The organism is Muriicola sp., assembly GCF_041567615.1.
GTDB lineage: Bacteria > Bacteroidota > Bacteroidia > Flavobacteriales > Flavobacteriaceae > Muriicola.
Map to the genome: position 1 here is coordinate 1 of NZ_JBFGBM010000089.1, position 10,297 is coordinate 10,297.

The 10,297-nt window shown below is 46.9% G+C and carries 12 protein-coding genes and 1 rRNA gene; 7 read left to right on the forward strand and 6 right to left on the reverse strand.

Annotation, left to right across the window (positions count from 1 at the left end; translation table 11 throughout):
* Positions 1 to 17 precede the first annotated feature (17 nt).
* The 3 genes from rrf to ABYP73_RS07620 all read left to right on the forward strand — a co-directional run bounded on the left by rrf (position 18) and on the right by ABYP73_RS07620 (position 2,346).
* Positions 18 to 129, forward strand: a 5S ribosomal RNA gene (gene rrf, locus ABYP73_RS07610).
* Positions 130 to 356: 227 nt separating this feature from the next.
* Positions 357 to 1,697 carry an amidohydrolase family protein gene (locus ABYP73_RS07615; protein ID WP_372973916.1) on the forward strand — a complete coding sequence of 447 codons (1,341 nt, stop codon included), beginning with the start codon at positions 357 to 359 and terminating at the stop codon, positions 1,695 to 1,697.
* A 16-nt stretch (positions 1,698 to 1,713) separates the two neighbouring features.
* Positions 1,714 to 2,346: a hemolysin III family protein gene (locus ABYP73_RS07620; RefSeq protein WP_372946477.1), complete on the forward strand. Its 633-nt coding sequence runs from the start codon at positions 1,714 to 1,716 to the stop codon at positions 2,344 to 2,346.
* Here ABYP73_RS07620 and ABYP73_RS07625 read toward each other — a convergent pair.
* A complete protein-coding gene (locus tag ABYP73_RS07625) occupies positions 2,343 to 2,771 on the reverse strand; it encodes a DUF4268 domain-containing protein (protein ID WP_372973917.1) in 429 nt (142 codons plus the stop codon). The two genes, ABYP73_RS07620 and ABYP73_RS07625, sit on opposite strands and share 4 nt — an antisense overlap.
* Positions 2,772 to 3,443 carry a ZIP family metal transporter gene (locus ABYP73_RS07630; RefSeq protein ID WP_372973918.1) on the reverse strand — a complete coding sequence of 224 codons (672 nt, stop codon included), beginning with the start codon at positions 3,441 to 3,443 and terminating at the stop codon, positions 2,772 to 2,774.
* Positions 3,444 to 3,521: 78 nt separating this feature from the next.
* Here ABYP73_RS07630 and ABYP73_RS07635 point away from each other — a divergent pair, with 78 nt between their 5' ends.
* Complete coding sequence (locus tag ABYP73_RS07635) at positions 3,522 to 4,691, forward strand: class I SAM-dependent RNA methyltransferase (protein ID WP_372946503.1); 1,170 nt, start codon at positions 3,522 to 3,524, stop codon at positions 4,689 to 4,691.
* Between the two features lie 28 nt (positions 4,692 to 4,719).
* Here ABYP73_RS07635 and ABYP73_RS07640 read toward each other — a convergent pair whose 3' ends face one another.
* From ABYP73_RS07640 to rlmD, 3 genes are read right to left on the reverse strand one after another with little or no spacing between them, the layout of a single operon-like run.
* On the reverse strand, positions 4,720 to 5,502 hold the full coding sequence (locus tag ABYP73_RS07640; RefSeq protein WP_372973919.1) for a DUF6048 family protein: 783 nt from the start codon (positions 5,500 to 5,502) through the stop codon (positions 4,720 to 4,722).
* Entirely contained in the window at positions 5,483 to 6,028 is a 546-nt protein-coding gene (locus ABYP73_RS07645; protein ID WP_372945846.1) for a DUF6452 family protein, read from the reverse strand. The genes ABYP73_RS07640 and ABYP73_RS07645 overlap by 20 nt, the downstream gene beginning before the upstream one ends.
* Before the next feature lies 1 nt (position 6,029).
* Positions 6,030 to 7,445 (reverse strand): 23S rRNA (uracil(1939)-C(5))-methyltransferase RlmD, encoded by a 1,416-nt coding sequence (gene rlmD / locus ABYP73_RS07650; RefSeq protein WP_372973920.1) that lies wholly within the window; start codon positions 7,443 to 7,445, stop codon positions 6,030 to 6,032.
* 114 nt (positions 7,446 to 7,559) lie between these two features.
* On the opposite strand from rlmD, the gene ABYP73_RS07655 reads away from it, so the two are divergent.
* The 3 genes from ABYP73_RS07655 (at position 7,560) to rocD (ending at position 9,894) form a co-directional block, all read left to right on the forward strand.
* Positions 7,560 to 8,102, forward strand: coding sequence for an RNA polymerase sigma factor (locus tag ABYP73_RS07655; RefSeq protein ID WP_372973921.1), 543 nt, complete (start codon positions 7,560 to 7,562; stop codon positions 8,100 to 8,102).
* A 5-nt stretch (positions 8,103 to 8,107) separates the two neighbouring features.
* Complete coding sequence (locus ABYP73_RS07660; protein WP_372945849.1) at positions 8,108 to 8,494, forward strand: DUF6768 family protein; 387 nt, start codon at positions 8,108 to 8,110, stop codon at positions 8,492 to 8,494.
* A gap of 113 nt (positions 8,495 to 8,607) precedes the next feature.
* Complete coding sequence (rocD, locus tag ABYP73_RS07665; RefSeq protein WP_372945850.1) at positions 8,608 to 9,894, forward strand: ornithine--oxo-acid transaminase; 1,287 nt, start codon at positions 8,608 to 8,610, stop codon at positions 9,892 to 9,894.
* Positions 9,895 to 9,966: 72 nt separating this feature from the next.
* On the opposite strand, the gene rplS is transcribed toward rocD, so the two are convergent.
* Positions 9,967 to 10,297 (reverse strand): 50S ribosomal protein L19 (rplS, locus tag ABYP73_RS07670; protein ID WP_372973922.1); only part of this gene is annotated, 331 nt, incomplete at its 5' end.

Sequence of the window (10,297 nt, forward strand, 5' to 3'; positions counted from 1 at the left end):
ATCCTTCACAACAAGGCTCAGGTGGCCATGGCGACGGGGTCCACCCCTTACCATTCCGAACAGGGAAGTTAAGCCCGTCAGCGCCGATGGTACTGCCACACCAGGTGGAAGAGTAGGTCGCCGCCTTTTTTAAAAGCACTCATAGCAATATGGGTGCTTTTTTTATGTACCTACCTCAAGGGAAGCCAAGGGAAGACCCCAGGTCCCTATTACATCCTACCCCCAGGGGACATACGTCCTTATTCCCCCTTGAAGAAAAAATAATCTTTAAAAATGAAAGAATAAAACAGGAACTTTTCTCAGGCTAACGGCTGTTGCTTTCATTTGTGGTATCTTTAATTCAAACTTCTATCCCCATGAACAGGAAAGTGCGGTTTTTTATACCCTTATTTCTGATTTTCTCTTTTCTTTCGGCCCAGGAAACACCCTTAAAAGCCCTCGTTGGCGGTACCTTGATCGATGGTTATGGCTCCGATCCTATAAAAAACAGCGTGATCATTATACAAGGTGAACGCATCCTGGCCGTGGGTAACCAGGACAACACACCCATCCCTGAGAATGCAGAAGTTATCTCCACAGAAGGGATGAGTGTATTACCCGGACTCTGGGACATGCACGTGCATACCATGATCAACGGTCATGCCGATTATGATTATTGGGATAGAACCTATCCGCCCCTCTTTCAGGATGTCATCATGCCGGCCTCTGCCCAACAGCTCCTGATGGCCGGAGTAACAAGTGCCCGTGATCTCGGAGCTCCTCTCGAAGCCAGTATTGGTGTCAGGGATGCGATTAACGCAGGGAAAATACCCGGGGCAACCCTCTATGTGTCAGGCCCTTTCATCCAGCATAAACCATATCCGGGTACAGAGGAATTTCGATGGGGGGTGAACGGGCCCGAAGATGGAAAGAGAAAAATTCAAAAACTCGCCAAAGCCGGGGTAGACGTAATAAAACTTATCGACCAGGACCAGATGACCATGGCCGAATTAAAAGCAGTGGTAGACGAAGCTCATAAATACAAGCTTAAAGTGGTGGCCCACGGACACAGACCTGAAGAAATAAGAAGAGGATTGCAGGTGGGCGTCGACTGCTTCGAACATACCGGACTTTCCTCAGCACCTGCTTACCCGGATGATGTCATGGATATGATCCGTGAGCGCACCGCCCAGATGAATCTCGGACCTCTTTTCTGGTGCCCTACCGTTGAAGGGCTATACAATTATGAATATGTGAGGGACAACCCGGAAAAACTGGACAATGATTCCTGGCATTTGGGATTGCCGGACTCCGTGGTCACAGATATTCGGAATAGTATAAAACATCCGGATCAACTCCCATATTTTCAATTGACTCCCATCAGGAAGCCTACCCTCCGGACCAAGATCAGGCAGCTCATGGATGCCGGAGTGGTCCTCCTGGTAGGCACGGATAGCGGGATTCCTATGAAATTCCACAGCCAGTCGACATGGAATGAACTCGATGTTTGGGTAAATGAATTCGGTATTGATCCCATGTATGCCATTCGGGCAGCCACTTACTGGCCGGCACTGTGGATGGGCGTATCTGATGATGTGGGTACCATCACACCCGGTAAATACGCTGACATTATCGCCGTCAATGGAGATGTACTGAGATATATCAGCCTTCTTCAAGATGTGGATATGGTAATCAAACGCGGAACGAGATATAAGTAAACCGGGATTCACCTTTATGTCCGATACGGCTCTTTACCACAAAGAAGAACGACTTAATGCCCTGTCTCATGGCCTGGGTATCCTGCTGGGCATCATCGGGGCCTATTTGCTCTGGCAGGTTCACGATCCTTCAAACTCACGTGAAACCTGGAGTATTGTGATCTACAGCGCTAGTATAGTGCTGCTATTTTCAGCTTCCACCCTTTACCATTCTGTGAATGACCCCCGAATTAAGCGCAGGTTACGGGTACTGGACCATATCAGCATCTATTTCCTTATTGCAGGCACCTATACGCCGGTAGCCCTCCTTACCCTCTCAGATTCAAAGGGAATGACCCTGTTCATTATCGTATGGGGCATCACCTTGATAGGATCCCTTTTCAAGATCTTTTATACGGGTAAACTGGAATACCTTTCCTTACTTCTTTACCTGGTCATGGGATGGTTGATCGTAGTCGACTTTGCCTTCCTCTGGGATCATTTGACTTTATTTGGAGTAACGATGCTCTTCCTGGGAGGTGGATTCTATACCCTAGGCATTGTGTTCTACGCTATCCGTAAGATTCCCTATAATCACTTTATCTGGCATCTTTTCGTCCTGGGTGGTGCAATAAGTCATTGGTTCCTCATCTACGAAGATGTCTTTTAAGGATCGATGATCTCCGCGTGCTCTTTTACGAATTCTTCCAAAATCGACATATGATCATTTAGAAACGACATGGCCTCCTGCCATGTATTCTTATCGTGAATGCAGAGCCCTTCCTTTTTTACGTAGATCCTTTTGATTTGCTTCTTGCTTTCCAGTAAATGTTCAGGATCATAGCTGGCATCTGTCAAGTATTCCGATCTCAAGAGGGTTTGTAGTGAAATCAGCCTTTCCCATATAATACTAAGTCGCGTTGGATCAATTCCTTCCAGATCAAGGGAGACCATGGCCTTTTTGAGATCGAAATGGAACTTCAAATTGACGCCGGAAATCCCTGTCCGGTATAACATCCATTTTCTGGGGTATGACTTGCCAAAGGAGGTCCAGAACAATTCCCTGAGTTCTTTGGATTCCTTCTTTGAAAACATCTAGATAAAATACGCAACGATGAACCCGAGGCAGATGACCCCCAGTTTTCGGATATTAAAAACATGTTCCTTGGAACTTTCCAATAAGATCACGGTGCTTATATGCAACAGAATCCCAATCACGATAGCCGTGATCTGAGGGCGGTATTGATTGATGACTTCGAGTTGACTCGAAAGCAGGCTGCCCAGAGGAGTCATCATAGAGAAAACAAGTATGAACCCAATGGCATAGGAAGTTTTCAGTTTAGAGTTGAGTAAAAACATGCTCAAAATGATGGCAATAGGAATCTTGTGAATCAGAATGCCGTAAAGGATCGGACTCGAATCGATCAGTGGGATACCCTCCATAAAGGAATGTATACAAAGACTTATAAATAACATCCAAGGGAATGCTGTATTTTCAAAATCCCAGTGTACATGTCCGTGTTCTGCCCCCTTCGAAAATAGTTCCAGGACGATCTGAAGCAGGATCCCCAGGATGATGAAGACGCCGATGGACTTGGGTTCCGAGGCTGCATAGACCTCGGGAAAGAGGTCGAAGATCGTCAGGGCGAGCAAGAATGCACCGCTAAAGGAAAGGAGGAGTTGCAATCCGGAAGATTTCCGCGGTTCCGCAATAGCTACAAAGCCGAAACAGAAAAGCACCGTAAGGATCAGGAATAAATAGTGCATGTGCATAGGGCCTTTATGATCGGCCGTAACTTAACTGGTCTAAAATTAGTGTATTTTTACGGCTATCACAGGAATACTATGAGTAATAATTTTAAGATGGTAGCCAAAACCCTCTACGGGTTCGAAGAAATCCTGTCCAGGGAGTTGAGGAATCTGGGTGCCATCAATGTGACCCCCGGAGTTCGTAATGTCTCCTTCGAAGGGGATACGGGCTTTATGTACAAAGCCAATCTCAGTTTGAGGACCGCGGTCAAGATCATCAAACCCATAAAGCATTTCAAGGTGAGGGACGAGGACGATCTCTACAAGGAGATCTATGCCATGGACTGGAGTCCGTATCTCTCCGAAGATGATACCTTCGCTATCGATGCAACCATTTATTCAGATGCCTTTTCCCACAGCCTTTATGTAGCTCAAAAAACCAAGGACGCCATCGCAGATAGTTTCAGGGAAAGAAAAGGTCGCAGGCCCAGTGTGGATCTCGATAACCCGGACCTTCGCGTTAACATACATATCCACAAAGATCATTGCAACGTATCCCTTGACAGTTCTGGGGCATCGCTTCACCACAGGGGATACAGAACGGCTACGAACATTGCACCTATCAATGAGGTTTTAGCAGCCGGCCTGCTATTGCTCAGTGGATGGGACGGCCAATGTGATTTTCTGGACCCCATGTGCGGGAGCGGAACCATCCCAATCGAAGCAGCCATGATCGCCTGCAACATCCCCCCTAACATCAACAGGAAGGGATTTGCATTTGAAAAATGGAAGGATTTCGATCCTTCCCTCTATGAAAAGATCATTGAGAGTTGTCTGAATAAGGCACGGGAATTCCCATTCAGCATCACCGGTTATGACAAAGCGCCTTCAGCGGTACAAAAAGCCAGGGAAAATGTGGCTAATGCTAACCTGTCTGATTACATACAGATTGAACAAAAAAATTTCTTCCTCTCCCAAAAGACTTCGGAACGACATCTGCACCTGCTTTTTAATCCGCCTTACGGAGAACGACTACCTGTTGAAATGGAGGAGTTTTACACCCACATAGGGAATACCTTAAAACGAGGTTATCCCGGTTCTGATGCCTGGCTGATCACTTCCAACCTGGAAGCTCTTAAATTTGTCGGTCTCAGACCTTCTGCGAAGATCAAGGTATACAATAGCCATCTGGAATCTCGACTGGTGAAATACGCCATTTACGAGGGGAGTAAAAAGGCTAAACACAAGACGATTTCCGGAAGTTAAGAGGAAAAGACTGTGATCTTTGCAGCATTCAGTTAGCCGAAGAAGTCTCTGAACTCCCTTTTTTTGCCTTGCGGTAAAGGGGTAGAAAGTATGTGATGCTGTAGTTATAACCCACTCCAAAATTACTCCCGTCCGTAACCCTGTTGAATCCGGGGATCCAGAGATTGGGAAAATTATCTGCCTCCTTGTTACTTACCAGAAAGCCCAACCTTACGCTGGCCCCCAGATAGAAATTGGCAAAAAGCTCCGCCTTGACCCCGACAAGGAATTCGAGCCAGCTCGCGTTGAGTCCGCCGTATTCCTCTCCACCCTGATTCCCGGGAGCAAAGGCATCGGGAACCCAGTAACGGTTGCTGTCATATACAAAACCGGAGTTAAGGGTTTGACTAAATGTACTAAAGGCATATCGTCCACCTATAAAGATGGAATTGTTCATCCCGTACCAGTTCTCGTAGGTGTTGTAATCCACCCCCAGCTTGATATAGCTTCCGGAGGTGTTGTATTCGTACAACAGGGTTGGATCAGACAGGTCGAAGTTCTCCAGCTCTTCCCGATTCGTCTTCTGTTCATTGCCCAACTCCCCGGCCAGGTAAAGGCGCTGCGTAAGTCTGTAATCTGCCACGATCTCCAGCCCTGTATAATCCTCATTAAAAAAGGAAAGGACCGGCCTGCTAAGATCTATCCCCGCCCTAAGCCCGTAGGGTTGACTGTAACGGGTGGTATCCCTGGCTCTCAGGTCTATGGGCCCTGATTGGGAAAAAACAGGGAGAAAACACAGCAGAAGCAGACCTTTAATGAAATACTTTAACATGTGCTTGGAGTTGTGAGTCTACAGTTGGGATTGCTATGGTGATGTCTTGGATCCAATTTTCAGAATCTGTGACAAGATTCTCCGTGAGATCCGTGTAATTAGCGATAAAACCGCACGCCCTTGAAATGAACACCTCTTCCGTAGTATAATTGAACCGGAGCGTATCGATGTTTCCGGTCTCCGCGCCTTCATCCCCGGCTGAGTTCTGAATTATCAGAAAACCAGTTTCACCTTCATTGATTCGCAGGGGAAGGGCGACAGAATCCCTGGTAGACCGATCTGTGAATGTATCCACCGGTTCTCCGTTTCCAAGCCCTACGATCCGGACATTGGAGACTGATTTAACTGCAGTGGTATCTGAGGCATCGTAGAAACGAAGGATGAGCAGAGGCGTGTCCCCTTCCACGCAGATATCGTCCTTTTCACAGGAAAGGGAAAATGATGAAAACAAGAGGGCAATCAAAGAGGAAATCGAGAATTTATACCAAACCTCAGTTCGGATCCGGCGCCTGGATTCACTATTCATGTTAGGCTTTGCGTTTTTTCAAAAGTACGACATTTTCTACGTGATGGGTCTGGGGAAACATGTCGACGGGCTGCACGGTGCAAATTTCATACGCCTCATCCATCAAGGCCAGGTCCCTGGCCTGTGTCGCGCTGTTACAGCTCACATAGACAATTCTTTCAGGTCCCATTTTCAGGATCTGATCGACGACCTGCTTGTGCATCCCTTCCCTGGGTGGATCTGTGATGAGCAAATCAGGGATACCGTATTTTTCGACGATGGAATCGTCCAGTACTTTTTTCATATCCCCGGTGACAAATTCGGTGTTGTGTATCCCGTTGATTTCCGCATTGATCCTTGCGGCGGTGACCGCCTCGGGTACGATCTCTATGCCAACCACTTTTTTGGCCTTTCCTGCGATAAATTGAGCTATAGTGCCCGTACCCGTGTAAAGATCGTAAACCAGCTCCTTTCCCGTCAATCCTGCCAATTCCCGTACCAGCTTGTAAAGGACGTAGGCCTGCTCTGAGTTAGTCTGGTAGAAGGACTTTGCATCGATCCTGAATTTGAGGTCCTCCATGGCCTCCCAGATATGATCCCGCCCTTTGTAACAGTGTATTTCCTGGTCGTATAGCGTATCGTTCTTCTTGGTATTGATAACGTAAAGCAGCGATGTGATCTCAGGGAAGGTTTGGGCGATATGGTCCAGGAGAAGTTCCATGGAATTTCTTTCCTCTCTGGCGAACTGTATAAGCACCATGAGTTCTTTGGTGGAACTGGTGCGGATCATCAAAGTCCTCAAAAGCCCCTCCTGTGTCCTGGGATTAAAGAAAGGCAGTTTCTTCTCAGTGGCAAATCTCCTGATCTCAAGCCTGATCGCATCAGAGGGATCGGCCTGCAGGTGGCACTCTTCCAAATCGAGCACTTTATCCCACATACCCGGGATATGGAGTCCGAGGGCATTCTTGTCTTCGATCAGGGAATCGCTTTCTAGTTCATGTGGGTATAGCCATCGGGAGTTGGAGAATGAAAACTCCATTTTATTTCGGTAAAAGAACTGTTTTTCCGAACCCAGAATAGGATGTATCTCCGGAAACTCGAGGTGTCCTATGCGCTTCAGGTTATTCTCCACTTCCCTTTGCTTGTAATACAGCTGGCTTTGGTAATCCATATGCTGCCATTTACAACCGCCGCATAGTTCAAAATGTTTGCATGCAGGCTCCGTGCGCCTTTTGGAGAGACGGTGGAAGTGCGTCGCAACGCCTTCGAAATAAGCTTTCCTCTTTTTAGTGGTCTGAACGGTCACCACATCCCCTGGAACTGCATTCTGTAAAAAGATGACCCGTCCGTCAGGTGCTTTGGCGACGGTTTTACCCCTGGCTCCGGCATCTACTACCTCCACCTGCTCAAAGACCTGCCTTTTGTTCTTTTTGCGCATGAGGCAAAAATACTAAACCCCCGGCTTAATCGCGGATCCTTTCTTTGGCTTATTTTTAAGTATTCAGAAAGAATTTTGAACCTTTTATCAAAGCTTCCGTCTATAAAGTAACCCATGGAAAAACTCGACAGAATTTACGACGGATTACTGGTGCTTAAATTCAAAGGCGGCGATCACAAAGCCATAGGTATTTTGATAAAACGCCATCAGAAGCGTCTTTTGAGCCAGGCCCATTGGTATACACGTGATGCAGAAAAGGCAAAAGATATTGTACAGGATAGTTGGATCAAGGCCATGAGAAAAATACATAGGCTTAAGGATCCCAATAGCTTTGGAAGCTGGATGATGACCATAGTGACCCGGCAGTCACTGGATCTGCTAAAAAAAGAACAAATAGAACTTGGTAGGAAAAAGGAAATTCGAAGATCGGGAGTACTGGCGGTCTCGCAGACCGGGAACGATCAGCGTACTCAATTGATATCAAAACTCAAATTGGCAATAGAGGAACTTAGGACGGATCATCAACTGGTTTTACGGCTTTTTTATCTCCAGGAATATTCTCTAAAAGAAATATCTGAAATATTAAAAATATCACCTGGTACCGTAAAATCGAGGTTGTATCACGCGAGGGAAAAATTGAAAACCGTTTTAAAATAAAAATCATGAAAAAAGAGATGGAAGAAATTGACAAAATGATCAGGGAAGCCCTGTCAGATCAGGAAGCACAGTTCTATGAGGATTTAAATGAACCTCCGGTACTTCAAAAGCTCGGGGAGGTGTATAAAAGTCAGTTAGGCTGGCTAGCCCTGGTGATGAACGTGATCATGCTATTTTTAGCTGTTCTTGCCGTGTATTCGATAATATCATTATGGAACGCCTCTGAAATGCTGGCAATGATTCGCTGGGCAGTTGTGAGTATCTTATCTGTCATGGCCATTGGTATTTTGAAGCTGTACTTCTGGATGCAAATGGACAAGAACGATATCAGGAGGGAACTCAAACGGATCGAGCTTCAGATTGCGGCCTTACTTCATAAATTAGAACAATAAGGACTGGGAAATATAACCCGGGATTGTCCAATATTTAATACTTTTATACCCTGCATTGGATGATTTCTCTCCCAAAGAAGGAATAGTTTTAGTTTTACTTAATTCTATTGAACATGTCTGTCCTGGAAAAACTCAGTTCCAAAGAGGCTATAGCCCTGGAGGAAAAATTTGGAGCCCAGAATTATCACCCGCTGCCCGTTGTGCTCAGCAGGGGAGAAGGTGTATTTGTTTGGGATGTGGAAGGAAAGAAGTACTTTGATTTTTTATCCGCCTACTCGGCTGTCAATCAAGGGCACTGTCATCCGAAGATCATCGATGCGTTAAAGACGCAGGCTGAAAAGCTGACGCTCACTTCACGGGCCTTCTATAACGATATGCTGGGTGTCTATGAGCGCTACATTACCTCCTACTTCGGTTTCGACAAAGTCCTCCCGATGAACACGGGGGCAGAGGCCGTGGAAACTGCGATCAAACTGGCGAGAAAATGGGGGTACGAAAAAAAGGGTATACCGGACAACAAGGCCAGGATCATCGTTTGTCAGAACAATTTTCACGGCAGGACCATTTCTATTATCTCAGCTTCCAATGACCCCATAGCTACTGAAAACTTCGGGCCGTTCACCCCCGGGATCACCTCGATCCGATATAACGATATCGATGCCCTGCGCGAAGTCCTTGAAGATCCTAATGTGGCTGGCTTCCTGGTAGAACCCATTCAGGGAGAAGCCGGGGTTTATGTGCCTGATGATTCCTATCTGGCTGCTGCCCATGCCCTGTGCAAGGAAAAGAACGTACTCCTCATCGCAGATGAGGTACAGACAGGGATCGCAAGGACAGGCAGGTTGTTGGCCAGTTGCGGGAATTGTACCTGTGCAGACAAGAGCTGCAGCGGCTCCCCGGAAGTAAAGCCCGATATCCTTATCCTCGGCAAGGCCATTTCAGGAGGTGTCTTTCCCGTATCTGCTGTACTGGCAAATACCGAGATCATGGAAGTGATACGCCCAGGTAACCACGGTTCTACCTTTGGGGGAAACCCACTGGCCTGTGCGGTGGCAATGGCGGCCCTCAAAGTGGTAAAGGAAGAGCGCCTCGCCGAGAACGCCCAGAGGCTGGGGGAAATTTTCAGGGAAGAGATGAATGCACTGGTCAAGGAATCTTCCCTGGTCAGGCTGGTCAGGGGTAAGGGCCTGTTAAATGCGATCGTCATCAATGATTCGGAGGACAGTTCCACTGCCTGGGATATCTGCATGGCCCTGAAGAAGAATGGGTTACTTGCCAAACCTACCCACGGGAATATCATCCGGTTTGCCCCACCCCTGGTCATGAAAGAAGAACAACTCAGGGAGTGTATTCGCATTATACGCGAAACCATTCTCGATTTTGAGGCTAAAATGGAATAGATCCATCGGACGCCATACTGCAAATAAAAAACCCTAACAATCGTTAGGGTTTTTCTATCTGTTTGAAGCTCTTTAGGACCGGACTTCCTTGATTCTCGCTTTCTTACCGGTAAGCCCTCTGAAGTAGAATATCCTCGCCCTTCTCACTTTACCTTTCTTATTCACCTCGATCTTCTGCAAGGCCGGCATATTGATAGGGAAGATCCTTTCAACGCCAACCGTACCGGACATCTTACGAATTGTAAAAGTTTCTGAGGCTCCGGATCCCCTTCTTTGGATCACAACGCCACGGAAGAACTGGGTACGTGTTTTTTCACCTTCCTTGATCTCGTAATATACCGTGATCGTGTCCCCGGCAGAGAATTCCTGAAAATCTTTCTTGGTAACGAATTCGTCCTGAACA

Coding starts and splice junctions, on each gene's coding strand:
- ABYP73_RS07615 (WP_372973916.1), top strand. CDS start 357: ATGAACAGGAAAGTGCGGTTTTTTATACCCTTATTTCTGATTTTCTCT.
- ABYP73_RS07620 (WP_372946477.1), top strand. CDS start 1,714: ATGTCCGATACGGCTCTTTACCACAAAGAAGAACGACTTAATGCCCTG.
- ABYP73_RS07625 (WP_372973917.1), bottom strand. CDS start 2,771: ATGTTTTCAAAGAAGGAATCCAAAGAACTCAGGGAATTGTTCTGGACC.
- ABYP73_RS07630 (WP_372973918.1), bottom strand. CDS start 3,443: ATGCACTATTTATTCCTGATCCTTACGGTGCTTTTCTGTTTCGGCTTT.
- ABYP73_RS07635 (WP_372946503.1), top strand. CDS start 3,522: ATGAGTAATAATTTTAAGATGGTAGCCAAAACCCTCTACGGGTTCGAA.
- ABYP73_RS07640 (WP_372973919.1), bottom strand. CDS start 5,502: ATGTTAAAGTATTTCATTAAAGGTCTGCTTCTGCTGTGTTTTCTCCCT.
- ABYP73_RS07645 (WP_372945846.1), bottom strand. CDS start 6,028: ATGAATAGTGAATCCAGGCGCCGGATCCGAACTGAGGTTTGGTATAAA.
- rlmD (WP_372973920.1), bottom strand. CDS start 7,445: ATGCGCAAAAAGAACAAAAGGCAGGTCTTTGAGCAGGTGGAGGTAGTA.
- ABYP73_RS07655 (WP_372973921.1), top strand. CDS start 7,560: ATGGAAAAACTCGACAGAATTTACGACGGATTACTGGTGCTTAAATTC.
- ABYP73_RS07660 (WP_372945849.1), top strand. CDS start 8,108: ATGAAAAAAGAGATGGAAGAAATTGACAAAATGATCAGGGAAGCCCTG.
- rocD (WP_372945850.1), top strand. CDS start 8,608: ATGTCTGTCCTGGAAAAACTCAGTTCCAAAGAGGCTATAGCCCTGGAG.